Raw genomic sequence first — 15,468 nt, forward strand, 5'->3', positions numbered from 1 at the left:
TAACCCTTGACGCGAGAGCCGGCATGCCGCACCAGACTTCACTCAACCAGTCACTCAGCCGTCTGTACCCTCATGTGAAACCCATCATTCCTCGGCTGGTCCTCGGGCTCTTGTGTGCTCTCGGTGCCAGTCTCATGGCCCTTGCCATTCCGCAGGTTTTCCGGGTTCTCGTGGACTCAGCTCTTCGCGAGGGAGCATCCGGGCAGACCGTGTGGATCGCTTCCGGCGTCGTCCTGGTGCTGGGCACGCTAGAGGCAGCCTTCGTGGCCCTGCGCCGGTTCTTCGTCATCAATCCGGCGACGACGGTTGAGACGAACATGCGGACGTCCTTCTACCGACACCTGCAGGATCTCGCCGTCGCTTTCCACGACCGTTGGGGCAGCGGCCAACTGCTCTCCCGGGCAATGAGCGATCTCAACCTGATGCGGCGTTGGATGGCGTTCGGCGTCATCATGCTCGTGGTGACAACACTGACAGTGGTTATCGGTATCACCATCATGTTCTTCACGAGCTGGCCGCTCGCCCTGATTTTCCTGGTGGCGGCGGTGCCCATAGTCCTTTACGGATTCCGCTTCCGCACGGTCTATGGTCGCGTGTCCCGCAAGAGTCAGGACCAGACGGGTGACCTCGCCACAACGGTTGAGGAGTCTGTACATGGTATCCGTGTCCTCAAGGCGTTCGGCCGCGGGGGCGAAGCGCTGGACGCGTTCAGTGAGCAAGCCGAGGAACTGCGCCAAACCGAGATTCACAAGGCCCGTTCGCTGGCGAGTTTTTCACTGGTCATCACTCTGCTGCCCGAGCTCGCTCTGGGCGCCGCCCTGATCGTGGGCACGCTCTTCGCCGCGGCCGGAGATGTCAGCATCGCTGCGCTGGTCGCATTCTTCGCAACGGCCGCCGTCGTCGCCGGTCCCGTCGAGGCTATTGGCCCGCTGCTGGCCATGACATACACCGCGAAGACCGCGATTGACCGCCACTACGAAGTCATGGACGCGGAGCAGGAGATCGTAGAGCCGCAGCAGCCCCGCACGCTGAAAGAACCTCGCGGCAAACTGGTCTTCAACGACGTGCACTTCCGTTTTCCCGATGCCGTGGACGGCACCCCGGACATCCTCAACGGCATTGACCTGGAGCTGAAGCCCGGCGAAACAATGGCGCTCGTGGGCGTGACTGGTAGCGGAAAATCCACGCTCCTGCAGCTCGTCCCTCGCCTCTTCGACGTCACCGGCGGTTCAGTCACCCTCGACGACGTCGACCTTCGCGACCTGGCTGTCGCAGATCTCAGAAAGCATGTGGCCGTCGCGTTTGAGGACACCACGCTGTTCTCCAATTCCGTGCGTGACAACGTGCTGATGGGGGCGGACCTGGCGGAGGACGACGACGCCGAAGCCGCCCTGACCGAAGCCCTGGATGTCGCGCAGGCGCATTTCGCGTACTCACTGCCCAATGGCGTCGATACCCTCATCGGAGAGGAGGGCCTGAGTCTTTCTGGTGGTCAGCGGCAGCGGCTCGCGTTGGCACGCGCCATCGCCGCGAAACCGAGCATGCTCATCCTGGATGATCCGCTATCGGCCCTGGATGTGCGCACGGAGGAGTTGGTGGAGGATCGTCTCCGCGATGTCCTCCACGACACCACCACGCTGATCGTCGCGCACCGGCCCTCCACCGTGGTCCTGACGGACAGGGTGGCACTGCTGGAGAACGGGCGGATCAGCGCGGTCGGTACGCATACGGACCTACTCGCAACGAACTCCCACTACCGATATGTGATCGCCAGCCTCAATGAGGAACCGGTGGATCTGGACAGCGACCATGAGAACGACGACGAAGAGGCGATGGCATGAGGAAGCGACAAGACACTGCAGCATCCGCCGCTGGCACCCCGGATGTTTCCGCGTCGCCGTCGGGCACTGCTGATGAAGACAATTTCAACCTCAACAAGGCTGACAGCAAGGCCGTCAGCCAACGCTCGCTGCGGCTTCTGGGATCGCTGATCCGGCCCAATCGCAGGCAGTTCATTCTGACGGTGACGCTCGTTGTCCTGTCGCAGGCTGCGCGTGTGGCCGGGCCTGCCCTCATTGCCTTTGCCATTGACCACGCTCTGCCCGCACTGATGGACGGCGACAGCACCATGCTGGTCCTGGCCGGAGCCGCCTACATTGTTGCCGCGATCCTTACGGCCACCTTGACCGCCGGTTACGTGCGAGCGACGGCGGTGCTCAGCCAGGCCATGCTCATTGACCTACGGTTACGGGTGTTCCGTCATACGCAGAGGCTCAGCCTTGAGTTCCATGAGAAGTACACATCGGGGCGGATCATTTCCCGGCAGACCTCGGACCTTGAGGCGCTGCGCGAGTTGTTGGATTCCGGTGTGAGTTCGCTGGCTTCGGGCTTCATGTTCATGTTCTTCACTGCAATCACCGTCTTTCTGCTGGACTGGCGGACCGGACTACTGATCCTCATTGCCGGCGTACCCATGTACTTCCTCACCCGGTGGTATCAGACCCGCTCACAAGTGGCATTCCGTAACTCCCGGGTGGCGTCTGCGAAGTTGATTGTGCACTTCATCGAAACCATGACGGGGATCCGTGCAGTCAAGGCGTTCCGCCGTGAGAAGCCCAATGCAGAGCGCTATGACGAGCTCGCTGAGGACTACCGGCGCGTAACCGTGCGCTCCATCAACCTGAACGGTATCTTCCAGCCAGGCCTGGTACTCATCGGCAACGTGACGGTGGCTGTGGTGTTGCTCGCTGGCGGGTTCCGTGTCATCGACGGCAGCTTGGAGGTAGGCGCACTGCTGGCACTGCTGCTCTACAGCAAGCGCTTCTTCCAGCCAGTGGATCAGATGGCCATGTTCTATAACTCGTTCCAGTCGGCGTCGGCCGCCCTGGAGAAAGTGTCCGGGCTCCTCGAGGAAGTTCCCACCGTTCAACCGCCCAAGAACCCGGTGGAGCTAAAAAACGCAAAGGGTGATCTGCGGTTCGATGACGTCGACTTCCGTTACGGAACGGGGCCGGTGATTCTGCCGAAGTTTGATCTGCATATTCCTGCAGGACAGACCGTGGCTCTGGTGGGTCAGACCGGCGCGGGAAAGTCCACGCTGGCTAAAATCATTGCCCGCTTCTACGACGTCTCCTCGGGTTCGCTGACCATCGACGGCGTGGACATGCGCGACGTCGACCCCACGGATCTGCGGCGCGCCGTCGTCATGGTCACGCAGGAGGCGTTCCTGTTCAGCGGGAGCGTTGCCGACAACATTGGCCTGGGGAAGCCCGAGGCTGAACGCAGCGAAATCGAGGCCGCAGCCCGTGCCGTTGGTGCGCATGAGTTCATCGAGTCACTCCCGGACGGGTACGACACCGATGTGAACAAGCGCGGCGGACGCGTTTCGGCCGGACAACGGCAGTTGATCAGCTTTGCCCGTGCGTTCCTCGCCGATCCAGCAGTGCTGATCCTGGATGAGGCGACGTCGTCGCTGGACATTCCCAGTGAACGACTGGTTCAGGAAGGGCTGCAGAAACTGCTGGGTAGCCGGACCGCGCTGATTATTGCGCACCGACTGTCCACGGTCTCCATTGCGGACCGTGTTCTGGTGGTTCACGACGGCCAGATTGCGGAGGACGGCACACCGGAGGAGCTGATTTCCGGGGACGGTCGTTTCGCGAAGCTGCACGAGGCGTGGCAGGATTCCCTCGTATAACCTGCCCTCCTCGGAAGTAGTTGCGCCATGCTGTTCTCTGTCCTGTCGATGACCGTGGTCGGCGCACTGTTGTTCGTCATGGCCCGACAAGGGCGGCGCGGCACGATCGCACGCAACGGTTCCTTTGGTATCCGGCTGCCGGCAGTCATGGCCTCCGACGCGTCGTGGGAAGCAGGACACCGCGCCGCCGCCCCCAGGATTCTCACGGCGAGCCTGTTCAGTTTTGCCTTCGCTGTGCTCGTGTTTGTGCAGGTCCCGGACGACGACGGCGCTACCGTGTGGACAGTCGTGTGGGCCGTCGGCGTGCTCGCGCTGGTGATCGTTGCGGGCTTTCGTGCGCACCACGCGGCGAAGGCTGTGAACGAAAGCCGCTCCGGCTCTGCTGGGGACAGCCCCGGCCTGCAGCGCTAAACCCGCCATTTCGCGCTGAAGGACCATGTCAGCTAAGCTGAAACAGTTGCTTTATGAGCAGCGATCGGGGTGTGGCGCAGCTTGGTAGCGCGCGTCGTTCGGGACGACGAGGTCGCAGGTTCAAATCCTGTCACCCCGACCAGAGTCGCTTTATTCGAACCATGGTTCAAGTAGACCGACTTCAGTGAATATAACGGAGATGGCGTCGAGAAATCGGCGCCATTTTTGTTGCCCTGAGATTGGCCGTTCAATATGTCTGAAACGGTCAAAAACGGCCCATTCTGGGACGACGAGGTCGATACTTGGGACGAATCGTTCGATGCCGTTTTTAGGCCGGAGAACGCCGTCTGAGCGGCCATGACGTCATCAAATGGATGGTTGAGTTCTGCGGACACCTTCCCATCTTCGGCGACACAGAAGAAATGATAGAAGGATTCATTGAGGATCCTTCGGACCTTATCCGGTGCAGCTTGGTAATAGCGCTGCGTGTCCGTGATTTGATCCAGCGCCGCTGCGAGTAGTTTGCCGCCAGCCGCAATCTTGCCCTCGACGTTCGCCAGGCTGTCTTCGATGCGATTCTTCTGCTGCGCCAGCTCGAACAGCTTTTCGCGAATCTTGCTGGTTGGCAGTGTGCCGTCCGCGGCGAGGTCAACAATACGAGACTCTTTTCGCTCGATTTCGGAGAGCTGGTTACGCAGTGCGGCATAGGTGGCTTTGATATCTTCCTGTTCGCTGTCGAGCACCTTCGTCAAACGGTTTCGAATGTCAGCTTCGAATGTAGGCTCCAACTTGAGCCGTGCGTATTCGTCAACAACGCTCTCTTCGATTACGTAGGTTGGAATGTACTTGGTGTCGCAAAGGCCTTCCTGCTTGGCACGGCAAAAGAAGTACTCGTGGAGCGAACCGCTGCGGCCCTTTGCCTGAACGTAGATCATGCGGCTTTCCCTGCCGCGTGCGTGGCACTCGTGACAGAACAGCATTCCCTTCAAATAGTGGTTGTGGACGCGGTCGCGAGTTCCGGCACCGCTACGCGCGCTCATGACCTCCTGGACTTGGTCGAAGAGATCTTGGCCGATGAGTGGTTCGTGGCGACCTGGGTATACATCTCCCTTGTAGACCAGGAAGCCGACGTAGTACGGATCCTTGAGCATGGCGTGGAGCTTGCTGGCAGATACCGGCATTTCCGAATAGCGGGAAGTGCGTCGGGAGACCAACCCAATGTCGGCCATTGTTGCTTCAAGCCGTTCGATTGAATAGTTGCCGGTGGCGTAGAGCTCGAAGGCTTTCAGAACCAGAGGTGCGCGCTTTTCGTCGAGTCCGATACTGTTCACCATGCGGCCGTCAAAGTCTCTGCGGATATTCAAGTATCCGAGCTTTGCCCGAGTGAGCGTACCCCCATTGATCGCCTTGTTGCGCATCTTGATCCGGATGTCTTCGCCACTGAGCTGGTTCTGAACCTGATTCATGATGTCGGTGACGGCCTCTATGGCTTCGGCATACGTTCCTTCGCCGAAATCTTCGCGGGCGGATAGTAGCCGGACGTCGAGCTTGTCGAGGTGACGGCGGGTAATCGCGGCATCCACGAAGTTTCGGAATGCGCGTGAGCGGGCATAGACGATGACATAGTCGACATCCCGGTTGTTGGCCAGGAACGTCATCATGGCCTGGAACTGCGGGCGCTTTTCAATGGTCTGGGCCGAGACACCGGGCTCGACGAACTCATGGATGATCTCAGCGCCAAGAGAACCAGCTTTCTGCTCACAGATGTCGCGCTGGGTGGCAATGGAGTTGCCGTCTTTGTCGATGTCGACGGCGGTCTCCGTCTGTTTCTTACTGGAAACACGCAGGTAGAGCACGGCCTTGCGTGGGCGCAGAGCCTCGATGTCATTGGTGGTCATGGTCAGACTCCTTGTAGTTGGGTGCGGTTGTTCGTGGTGTACTGCCATGGTCGGGAAAACGGTGTGCTGGTTGGTATGCATCGTGATGTCGGCTCGGCGATGCCGGTCTGGCGCAGTCGCACGACGATGGCGATCTCTGATACCTGGAAGTGTTTGGCTAGTTCCGAGGGCCGCTGCATGCCGCCGTAGTAGGCACGTTTGAGAAGCATCTTGGGTACGAGTAGACACCCTGCAAAGTAGTCCGCGGCATACTCGGCTTGCTGCGCGGCGCTGACGTCCTTCGACCCCAGGTAGAGCTGGTCGGCGCGGTTGTGGTCGATGATGTGCTTGTATTCGTGTGCCAGGGTGAAGCGTTGGCGGCAGTAGCTTTCGTGCTTGTTCAGCTGGATGATCCAGGCGTTACCGTTCCAGAAGCTGGCTCCGGAAACGGGTGCTTCGACAAGTTCGATCTCGATCTTGGGAAGTTCGGCGATGAACTCGACAGGTACCGGTCCGTCGGAAAGATGGTGGAGCTGTAGCAATCGGATGGCTTGGTGTTCGGCGACTTGTTTGGCTTCAGCCAGTGAATGCACTGGGCGGTTAGGAATGAGCGATCGGAGAGTGGACAGGACGCTGCGCTCAAATGGTGTTGGTGTGCTGATGTTAGTCATGGCTTCTCCTTTCACTGAGAATGATTTTGGGTTATTCGTCCTCACCTGGCGCGGGGCCGTTAGTGGTGTTGATTCCGTGCCGGGTGGCTACGGCTTTGAAGTGCTCTTCGATCTCACGGACGGCGCTTTCGGGCATGTCCTTGAACTTAGTGCGCAGATATGGTTGCAGCGTGGGGAGGTCTGAGCCGCGCAGGACACGGGATTCGGCCAAGAGGTTGGTGAGCGGGATCTGCAGGACGTCGGCGATCGAGCGGAGGTTGTCCATGCGGGGGCTGCCAATTTGGCCGAGTTCGAGCCGGGTGATGGTCCCCTTGGCGATCTCGGCCCGGCGGGCCACCTCGCTGGCGGACAGTCCCAGTTCTTGGCGGCGTTCACGGATGGCGTCCGCCAGTTTTTGTATATCGTGGTCTTGCATTCGGTGGTCTCCAATTTCTGTCCGTAGTATGAACTGGTCGTTCATTTTGTTCAACGATTTAAGCGAATTCCACAACATCTATTTCGTCAAGGCAGGAAGTCCTGCCTTATTCTTCGACATTGTTCAGCTATGGCCGTTGAATACGTAGATTCCTGTGTCTGATTCGACGAAATAGATTTCGCCGCCCAGACGCATGTCTTCGGCCATCTGTTCGGTGTCAATCCGGACATACGACTTCATGCCCTCCGGTACGTGCTCATCAATCAGGCTGCGCCAGCCTAGATCTTCGACGATTTGCTCGGCGTAGGTCGTCAAGTCCGGGTATTCGCCGATGTAGGCGTCTTCGAAGTAGTGCCACTCTTCGGAATCCAATCCGCTGTAGTCGACCAAGGCGGCGAAGGCTTCTCCGTACTTTTCGATGCCTTCAGCCAGTGCGGCCACGTATTCGATGCTTTCGTATTCGCCCAGGCGTTTCACGCCAAATCCTTCATAGTCATGGATGGCCCATTCCTCGGGTGCAAATTCGGTGGACTTGGCCAGGATGGCGGTGATCTTTTCATGGATGGCGTCGGCTCCGATCGTGGCGTCGATCCAGTCACCGAGTAGCCGGCCGTTGTTGTAGTCGGCCAGAGACGCGATATAGATCGAGGGCGTGGTGTGGACGGGGTCCTGCTCCGGGTTGGTATCGGGGGTGCGTTCGTGGTTCATATGGTTCCTCCTTTCAAAATTGGTGGGGTGCCCGGCAGAGCCAGCGGAGGGAACCCACGAAGGATTCGGCTCACGCTGGCATCTGCCGGGATGGTGGCTCGATTACCGTCCACGCGCCGTGCGGGGCTTGGCTTCGGCTTGTTCGTTGCCGAACAGGCTGGCGATAGCTTCGCGGCGGGCGGCTGCCTCACGTTCGATCTCTGCCATGGCCGATTCAGCCTGGGAGACCAGATCGGTGTTGGCCTTGACCTGCGCGATGTGCGCGGCCAAAGCTTGGCGGATCTCTTCGGTGAGGGTGCTGCCACGCAGCTGGGCGATGAGCACCAGTTGGGTGTGGATGTCGGGTTCGAGCCGGACGGCCAGCGTTTTCACGCTGCCCTGGTTGTGACGGTCGATGCCGTCAATCGGTGGTGTCGTCATGACAACTCCTCGGTGCTTGCGGTCGGCGAGGTTCCGGGATGGAACCTGACTCACCAATCCGCATGACACCGGCGAGGGCACCGGCTCGGGCCTCAGGAGAGGCCTGAGCGTCATTGATTCGATCCAGTGCTTCACGAGCGAAGTCTGGATTAAGTTCGATGCCGACCCACTGCCGGTGTAAACGCTCGGCCGTCACGGCGGTGGTGCCCGACCCCATGAATGGATCAAGCACAATGCCGGGTTCGGTGCCGTCCTGGTGCGTGCAGGTGGCGGCGAGGGCCAGCCGGGTGGCTGTTTCCCCTAATCGGTGCAGGGCTCTCGTATGCGGTTTTTTACAGGTGACGCAACGCGCCTCCGGCACACCTGCCAGGATGCAACGGGCGGCCAGTGGTTCGGGAAACGTGGCGTGGTGGGTGCCCTTACCCGGGGCTGTGGCGATATTCCAGACATCACCCGGGTTCTTACCCAACGGGTGTCCGACCATGCCGCGGGCCTTCAACGCGGCCAGTCCCGTGGTGGAGTCCGCGTTGGGTCCACGCCACTGTTCCCTGGCTGGTCGGCGAGTGCGGCCCGGCGGTGGTGTGCCCGGCTTGGAGCAGTGCGGAACGCGGATACTGTCCAGATCGAAGAAGTATCGGGATTGCTTGGCGAAAACGTAGATCACCTCGTGGGTGGCCGTGAGTCGGTCGCGGACGCTGGTTGGCATCGGATTCGGCTTGGCCCAGATGATCTTGTTGCGCAGGATCCAGCCATCATCTTGGAGGAGGCGGGCAACGCGCTCCGGTGCCAGCGCCAGGCTTTTTGGCGGCGCACCTTGGCGTGGGTGGGTGACGTAGGTGTCGCCCAGGTTCAGCCAGAGCGTGCCGGTCGGAACCAGAACACGGTGGATCTCCTGGGTGATCTGCCGGATATTGTGTGCCCATGCGTCCACCGATTCCTCCAGTCCGAGTTGGCCGGACGCGTCGTAGTCGCGCAGCCGGAAGTACGGCGGGCTGGTCAGGCACATGTCGATGCTGCCGTCAGGTAAGGTGTGCAGGGTTTTCAGGGCATCACCGATTAGTAGATGGTTGGTCGGTCTAGTCATGGCACAACCCCTGTACGAGCGCGTCGGCGGTGTCCGGAAGTGCCAGGATCCGGTAGAGACTCGCGGCGGTGCGGCTGTTCCGCTCGATGGCATCTCCCAAGGCTTTACGGCGCCGAAGTGCTGTGGTCTCGCGGTGGGCGTCCATGGCCCAGATGACCTGGGGGAAGCCCCCGTATTGACGCTGTTCGCTGCCGGTGGCCCGGTACTCCTCGTAGGCCAGCGACTTCCCCAAAAGGGTCGGCAGGCTCTCGTGACCCAGGTCGACTTCAATGAAGAAGACACTCACCTCGTCATCCCCGACCGATGCAGCCAGTTCGATATAGAGGTCCGGGCGCAGGACTTGGGGAACGCCGTAGCCGTCTTGATAGGTGCGGGTGGCGTGGTGTTCGGGGTCGATCTTGACGACTTCGGCGCCGTGGGACTGAGCGGCCTCCCTGACGGCGATGGCCATATCCGCGATCGCCAGCGTGTGGTCGAGGAAGCGGGCGGATGGCTCATCAAAGCGCCGACGCCTCCGTGCCTGGGCGCCGTCGCGCTGGATGCGGTCTCCGGCGGTATCGACGTAATAAACAAGCCCTTCGGAGCCGGCCCGGATGCCACCGATACGACGATCCAGCACACCCAGGATGCGCAGTCTACGTAGCCGGGCCAGCACCCGGCGACAGGTGCGAGACGCTGATTCCGTGGATGCGTGGTCAGTGAAATGCAGCGCTTGCAGGTGCCTTGCGCTGAGGAAGCGGTAGCGTTCGACCGATGCCAGCATGGCCAGGTCGCGGTCGCTGAGCCCGGCGCGAATATCCTCAAGCCGCCGGTTGCTGATGCGTGGCCCCGTATGTGAGCCGGTGCTTGGAAGAGCAACGGTATTCGTCGCCCCTGTCGCCGCCCGTTTGGCGCTGGCCAGCGTGTTCGTCTGTTCCCGGTTCGACTCGGTCGGGTAGTCGGTCGGTAGTGGTGTTGTGTCGCTCATGGGGTGCTCCTTCGGCGGCGTCCGCCCGAGTCGTTGTCTTCCTGCGAGCCGTCTAGGACTTCGAGCAGCCCCTGTTCAATGGCATCGACGGGTTGCCCGTACTGGCGGCGGCTGCGGGCCTTGATATCTGCGACATTGGCAGCTTTTCGCGGGGTGGTGAGTGTCCTGCCCGAGGCCCAGTCGGTGACCGTGCCCTGGTGGACAAGCTGGGCATAGAGGTGTCGAGCCGGCAATGCCGTGAAGTCCTCGGCATCCAGTCCCGGGGCCATGGCAGCGGCAGCGCGGGCGTCCCTGGCTGCCATCTGGAAGAACACGCGGGAGCGGCAGTTGGCCTCGAATGCCGAGCGCATGGCGACCGGTAGCTGATCCAGATATTGGTGGGCGACGTGGAATGCGGCACCCAGGCTGCGGGAAGTCGCGAGCGCCGAACTAAGATCCGTTGGCAACCGCAAGTAGTCCTGCACCTCATCGAGGTAGACCATGACGGTGTCGCGGTCTTTCGGGTTGATCGAGGCGCGCTCTTGGATGGCTTGCCAGAGTTCCGCCACCACCAGCGCGCCAAGTAGTTCGGCGGCTTCCGGACCGATGATCCCCTTTTGGAGTGGCACCAACAGGATCTTCCGTTCGGTGAGGGCCTGGCGGATGTTGAAGCGTGGCTGACGCTGGGCCACCACTTGGCGCAGGTGCGGATCCAATAGCGGACGCAGCTTGTTCAACAGTGGAGCCGTCACCTGTGCGCTGGCTTCGGGGGAGAGCTGGTTGAACCAGTGCCAGAATGGTCCAGCCGAGAACGGGTCACTGCGGGCCATTTGCCCGGTGACCGAACGCCGGAAGCCGGGGTTCGTGAGTAGTACAGGCAACATGGCCAGACTGGCATCGCCCCGCGTGGCCAGGGCCAGCAGGCTTTGGCGCAGGATGTCCGAGGAACGTGGCCCCAGTCCGTCGGCCCCGTATAGGGCCTTGAACGTACCGAAGATTTGATCGGCCACCAACGCGGGTGAACGTCCGTGTAGGTCGAGTGGATTAATCCCTACCGGTTCACTGTCTAGTGCATCGAGCAGCACAATGTCATCTCGCCGCGAATCTGGGACAAGCTCCAGGACGTCGCGGATCAGGTCCTTGGGCTCGATGACGACCAGACCTCGCCCCGCGAGCATGTCATTGCAGATTAGGTTCAGCAGCAATGAACTCTTGCCGACGCCGGTTGGCCCCATGAGCCAGAGGTGGCGTCGGCTGTCATCTGCCGTGATGCCGAGTCTGGATTCGGTGGATCCTGGTGCGGTTGCCTGGGCAATGATGCGGTGGCCTTCCCTGGCGACAAAGGACGGTCGCACCTGGCGAGGATGGATCGGTGGTAGTCCCGGGTATGGGGTATCTGTATTCCCCACTGGCCAGCCGCTCAGGAGACTGGTTTCGGTCACCGAGAGGCGCTGGGCCGGGGTAAAGAAGGCCCACTCCGCAGCCGGTTCATTGATCCGTCCCGCCTTTTCGCGGCGCTCCTCCAGACGCAGGCCAGGAGCCAGGAGGGTGCGGAAAGCACCCACAACGCGCTGGAGTAGCGCCTTGCGGCGGACTTCGTCGGCAGATTGGACACCGATGCGCAGGACGGCGGCAAAGCCGTGTTCGGACTGCTTGAGTTCGACCTGTCGGGTGACCTGGGTACGGCGTTCGGGTTGGCTGCCGGATAGGACAAGCGAGCCCATGCCCTGGTCGACGCGTTGAATCCGTCCAGACAGCAGGTGTGGTGCGAGGCGTGGCCCCAGAACGATTTGCGTCACCACGATCTCTGAACCTCGCAGGTCTGACATGCTGGCCAGAATTGACCGGGTGCTACCTTCTGTGTCGAGGGATTCCAGCGAACGGATCGGCTGGTTGACTATCAGACGTCGCGCGGTCTGCGCCTTCCCTCGTCCGGTGGCGTCGTCGGCCACGATGGTGCCGGGCGCCAGCTGTTCGATGTCCCGGCGGATGGCTGAGCTGTGGCGGCGCTGGGTGGCCACCAGGTAGCGGGTGCCGGTTTTGGTGGCTCGGGTTTCGAGGATGATCTGTGGCGCGTGGGTTTGGGCGGCCCAGTGGCGCAACAGATTCACGGTGTGGGCGTTATCCAGTGGCTGTGGCCAGTAGATCTCCTGCCAGATGAGTTGGCGCAAGATGGATTCCCGGTCAGTCATGACGGTCTCCTCGTGGGCGCAGATTCGTTTCGTGCTGCGCCTGGGCTTCGCGCTCGGCTTCGGCCTGCGCCATGGCAATGACGGCGCGACTGAGCTTGCGCAAATCTGGCTTCTCGCGCTGGACGCCGTAGACCACGACGCGGCGATCCTGGCGTGGATTGGCGGCGCGGCTGCGGCGCGGTTTCTTCTGTGTAGGCATGATGATTTCCCTCCTTTCAGTCGGTGTTGTGGTTGTCGAGACAGACGATCGTTCAACGTATTGAACGGGTCTGTGGGGTAGTATGCGTTCAATTTGTTGAACGGACAACCACTTTGGCGAAAACCACAACACCGACTGGAACAAGCCGGACTACGTGCGTAGCGGCGATGGATTAGTAGCGGCGCGAGAGCCAGATCCGGATCACGATGACCGCAATCCAGACCAGGGCGACGACGCCGGTGACGATGACCAGGACCGGCCAGATGGACTGGATGATCTGGGCAGCGCAGTAGATGGCGATGGACGCCAGCAGCACCGACATGCAACCGCCGATCAGCCGATCGAACAGGGATTTCGGATCGGTCGGGTTAGTTCCCACGCTGGCGCTCGACTTCCAGGAAGATGCCGCACTCCAGGCCGTGCCGGATGCAGTCCAGCGCGAACTGGAGCTGGTCACCGACGTAGCGCTTGGTCAGGGCGTAGTGGATCACCTGCCCGATCGCATCGGCTTGGTACAGCTTCCATTCCAGGGCGTCCGGCCCGTAGCCCGACCGCTCCAGGCGGCACATCAGGCGGCGGGCCAGCTCGAACTCATCGACCGGGTTGAACGACAACCCCATCTCCACATGCCCCATGTCGTGCAGGTAGCGGTACGCGAAGTTGCCCTCGGGGGATGCGAAGATGACGCGGCTGGAATTCTCGTTGCTGACCGGCAACGGTGCCTTGGTGCGCATTGAGGTTTCGTAGGCCGATTTGAGCGACTTGTAGGTGCTCGGGGCATCCTCGATCGGTTCCCAAGCGAATCCGACGCGGGAGGCGATGTGGGATGCTTCCAGGGTCACGTAGGTGCTCAGGTTCTTTTGGCCGGTGGCCAGCTCAGTGTTGGAGATGTTTTGAGGCATGACAAATAAGCCCTTTCGGGAGGTGTGTTTTTGAGGGGGAGTAGGCCGCGGCCTACGGGAGAGGTGCGATCAGCGGCGCGTGGTGAGCAGGAACCAGCATGCGACGATGAACTTCATGTGCAGCCGTAGAGTCACGGCGATTGCTGTGACCGTGACTCTTGCGATCGCTGGAATGTCGAGCCAGAAGACGGCTGCGATGACGACCGCCATGATGGCCATCCACATGATGAACGTGATCATGACTGACCGTTGCCATCTAGCAGCCACTCCGATAGCTCGTCCGTGGCCGCGCTGACACCGGCCAGTGCCACGCGCAGCAGATGCTCGGCGGCAACTGGATCGAGAATTCCGAGTGTCTGCGCGTACTCCTGGATGCTGTCATGCAGCTCGGTGAACAGTCGCGCAGCGTAGGCCATGGATTCCACGATGATGAGATCCCCGGCGTTGCCGCCGGAATCGGGGTCCACGGCCTAACCGCGGAACTGGCGGACTTCCCACGCGGCGTTATCCGCGAAGGAATCGACAATGAAGTTCAACCGTGCGGCCGTCTGCGGATCGCCGTCGGCCAGAAACGCGGCTTCGCGGCTGAGCATGGATGTCATGTGCATTGCAGTAGCTGCAACGTGGCCGGCTGCCTGGATGCGGGTCGCAGTCACCAGTCCACGGGCTACCTCTGCGTTCTGACGTCGAGCCAGTGACCGACCCTCCGGACGCGAGAAGCTCTCGGGAGTGTTTGTGGTGGGACCCTTTGGCGAGGGCACAATGTTCGACATGGTTGCCGCTCCTTCTTCGTAGTAGTTCATCCCTGTGTATTTCGGGGTTAGTTAGAGACTAGAAGCGATCGGTGGGGCGATCTGAAAGTTGGAAAAAAGTTGGAATGAGCGAATCACAACTGTCTTTGGTAAGTGTTGCGGCATAGTTGGGTGTATGACATTGGACCGTGACGATGCTGAATCGCTGGCGCAAGAACTGTCTTTGTTGCGCAAAAATGAGGGCTTCATACAGCGTCGACTCTTCAAAGCAGCGATAGTTGACGAAGTGCTGCGCGGATCCTACGAGGACACCTTTGAACGGCTAAAAAGCCGGTTCTTGTCCGCGATCTACACGCTTGAGCAGAACGAGTCAGCGCTTTTGCTCGACATCTTCGCCCTAAGTCCAGAGGCAGAGGGCGTTGCTGGGCTAGAGAAGCGAAGGCAGATCCATGGCAGCAAGATCGGACGCGGCATCGAGACAGTCGCTTCAAGGGAGGAATCGGCGCTTCGGCACCTGCATTCCAGACTCGTTACCGGGACCTATGCGCAGTCTCCACTGGTGCTGCACGTGCCTGAGATGCACGGCGGCATCATCTACGAAGCAGCCAGCACCATGGTTATCGTGGAGAATCGCAAATGGCGAGAGACCCGCGAGTACTACCGATTCGCCAACATGGTCGACAAGTTGGACTACGTCACGGTCAGCCGCTCCCACGACGGCTGGGTCAATCCGCAGGCTGGAGGGGACTTCAAGGTCAACACCCGCTCAGTCGAAGGGGCTGGCTACGACGACCACTTCTGGCACCTCGACAAGGCACGCACCAAGACTGAACCCATGGAGCGTGGGCAAATTTACGATCTCAAGTTCACGGTGTTCCCCGAACAACAGCGCGAAGAGCATGCAGCGCTCAAGCTTGCCAGCCGCGCGTTTCACGACAGGACACTCCTCGCATCCATCCAAGTGGGCTTCATAGGCGACAAGCCGCGGAGCCTGTGGAAATTCGAGAGGGTCAGCCCCTTTGCTCGACCGTCGAACGCCAACGAACACAATTCAGTTGAGCTTGACGACCGCGGAATTGTTGGCATACGCCTCCGTGACGTTCATGGTGGTTTGTTTAGTGGCATTGCATGGGAATGGTGAAGTGTCGAAACGATGCATGGACCGGCCAGGGGGGTGCTCGCCAAGGCACAATT

17 protein-coding genes, 1 tRNA gene and 1 pseudogene are annotated in these 15,468 nt (G+C 60.7%); 5 read left to right on the forward strand and 14 right to left on the reverse strand.

What is annotated here, in order from left to right; all coding sequences use genetic code 11:
• Window positions 1-23 precede the first annotated feature (23 nt).
• From JOE65_RS13945 to JOE65_RS13960, 4 genes are all read left to right on the forward strand, one after another.
• Window positions 24-1,841: an ABC transporter ATP-binding protein gene (locus JOE65_RS13945; protein WP_205163759.1), complete on the forward strand. Its 1,818-nt coding sequence runs from the start codon at window positions 24-26 to the stop codon at window positions 1,839-1,841.
• The gene (locus tag JOE65_RS13950) at window positions 1,838-3,697 is read left to right on the forward strand and encodes an ABC transporter ATP-binding protein (RefSeq protein WP_205163760.1); all 1,860 of its coding nucleotides are present in this window, start codon (window positions 1,838-1,840) and stop codon (window positions 3,695-3,697) included. Before JOE65_RS13945 ends, JOE65_RS13950 begins: the two co-directional genes overlap by 4 nt.
• 27 nt (window positions 3,698-3,724) lie before the next feature.
• On the forward strand, window positions 3,725-4,108 hold the full coding sequence (locus JOE65_RS13955) for an SdpI family protein (protein WP_205163761.1): 384 nt from the start codon (window positions 3,725-3,727) through the stop codon (window positions 4,106-4,108).
• 65 nt (window positions 4,109-4,173) lie between these two features.
• Window positions 4,174-4,250, forward strand: a tRNA-Pro gene (locus JOE65_RS13960).
• A 718-nt stretch (window positions 4,251-4,968) separates the two neighbouring features.
• Here JOE65_RS13960 and JOE65_RS15645 read toward each other — a convergent pair.
• The 14 genes and pseudogenes from JOE65_RS15645 to JOE65_RS14035 all read right to left on the reverse strand — a co-directional run.
• Window positions 4,969-6,087: pseudogene (locus tag JOE65_RS15645) on the reverse strand (recombinase family protein); the annotation flags it as partial.
• Window positions 6,009-6,656, reverse strand: a complete 648-nt coding sequence (locus tag JOE65_RS13975; protein WP_205163762.1) for an ImmA/IrrE family metallo-endopeptidase — start codon at window positions 6,654-6,656, stop codon at window positions 6,009-6,011. The pseudogene JOE65_RS15645 and the gene JOE65_RS13975, both read right to left, overlap by 79 nt.
• Window positions 6,657-6,687: 31 nt before the next feature.
• Complete coding sequence (locus JOE65_RS13980) at window positions 6,688-7,071, reverse strand: helix-turn-helix domain-containing protein (RefSeq protein WP_205163763.1); 384 nt, start codon at window positions 7,069-7,071, stop codon at window positions 6,688-6,690.
• 123 nt (window positions 7,072-7,194) lie between these two features.
• Window positions 7,195-7,779 (reverse strand): antirestriction protein ArdA, encoded by a 585-nt coding sequence (locus JOE65_RS13985; RefSeq protein WP_205163764.1) that lies wholly within the window; start codon window positions 7,777-7,779, stop codon window positions 7,195-7,197.
• Between the two features lie 102 nt (window positions 7,780-7,881).
• Window positions 7,882-8,199: a hypothetical protein gene (locus JOE65_RS13990; protein WP_205163765.1), complete on the reverse strand. Its 318-nt coding sequence runs from the start codon at window positions 8,197-8,199 to the stop codon at window positions 7,882-7,884.
• Window positions 8,180-9,283 carry a DNA-methyltransferase gene (locus JOE65_RS13995; RefSeq protein ID WP_205163766.1) on the reverse strand — a complete coding sequence of 368 codons (1,104 nt, stop codon included), beginning with the start codon at window positions 9,281-9,283 and terminating at the stop codon, window positions 8,180-8,182. Before JOE65_RS13995 ends, JOE65_RS13990 begins: the two co-directional genes overlap by 20 nt.
• Window positions 9,276-10,250, reverse strand: coding sequence for a replication-relaxation family protein (locus tag JOE65_RS14000; RefSeq protein ID WP_205163767.1), 975 nt, complete (start codon window positions 10,248-10,250; stop codon window positions 9,276-9,278). The genes JOE65_RS13995 and JOE65_RS14000 overlap by 8 nt, the downstream gene beginning before the upstream one ends.
• Window positions 10,247-12,421 carry a type IV secretory system conjugative DNA transfer family protein gene (locus tag JOE65_RS14005; protein ID WP_205163768.1) on the reverse strand — a complete coding sequence of 725 codons (2,175 nt, stop codon included), beginning with the start codon at window positions 12,419-12,421 and terminating at the stop codon, window positions 10,247-10,249. The genes JOE65_RS14000 and JOE65_RS14005 overlap by 4 nt, the downstream gene beginning before the upstream one ends.
• Window positions 12,414-12,620 (reverse strand): hypothetical protein, encoded by a 207-nt coding sequence (locus JOE65_RS14010; protein WP_205163769.1) that lies wholly within the window; start codon window positions 12,618-12,620, stop codon window positions 12,414-12,416. Before JOE65_RS14010 ends, JOE65_RS14005 begins: the two co-directional genes overlap by 8 nt.
• Window positions 12,621-12,792: 172 nt before the next feature.
• A complete protein-coding gene (locus tag JOE65_RS14015) occupies window positions 12,793-12,999 on the reverse strand; it encodes a hypothetical protein (RefSeq protein WP_205163770.1) in 207 nt (68 codons plus the stop codon).
• On the reverse strand, window positions 12,989-13,522 hold the full coding sequence (locus JOE65_RS14020; protein WP_205163771.1) for a hypothetical protein: 534 nt from the start codon (window positions 13,520-13,522) through the stop codon (window positions 12,989-12,991). Before JOE65_RS14020 ends, JOE65_RS14015 begins: the two co-directional genes overlap by 11 nt.
• 69 nt (window positions 13,523-13,591) lie before the next feature.
• A complete protein-coding gene (locus JOE65_RS14025) occupies window positions 13,592-13,762 on the reverse strand; it encodes a hypothetical protein (RefSeq protein WP_205163772.1) in 171 nt (56 codons plus the stop codon).
• Window positions 13,759-13,989, reverse strand: coding sequence for a hypothetical protein (locus JOE65_RS14030; protein ID WP_205163773.1), 231 nt, complete (start codon window positions 13,987-13,989; stop codon window positions 13,759-13,761). Before JOE65_RS14030 ends, JOE65_RS14025 begins: the two co-directional genes overlap by 4 nt.
• Before the next feature lie 3 nt (window positions 13,990-13,992).
• Window positions 13,993-14,295 (reverse strand): hypothetical protein, encoded by a 303-nt coding sequence (locus JOE65_RS14035; protein ID WP_205163774.1) that lies wholly within the window; start codon window positions 14,293-14,295, stop codon window positions 13,993-13,995.
• A 154-nt stretch (window positions 14,296-14,449) separates the two neighbouring features.
• On the opposite strand from JOE65_RS14035, the gene JOE65_RS14040 reads away from it, so the two are divergent.
• Window positions 14,450-15,415, forward strand: coding sequence for a hypothetical protein (locus JOE65_RS14040; RefSeq protein ID WP_205163775.1), 966 nt, complete (start codon window positions 14,450-14,452; stop codon window positions 15,413-15,415).
• The last annotated feature ends 53 nt before the right edge of the window (window positions 15,416-15,468 follow it).

This window comes from Arthrobacter roseus, assembly GCF_016907875.1.
Lineage (GTDB): Bacteria > Actinomycetota > Actinomycetes > Actinomycetales > Micrococcaceae > Arthrobacter_J > Arthrobacter_J roseus.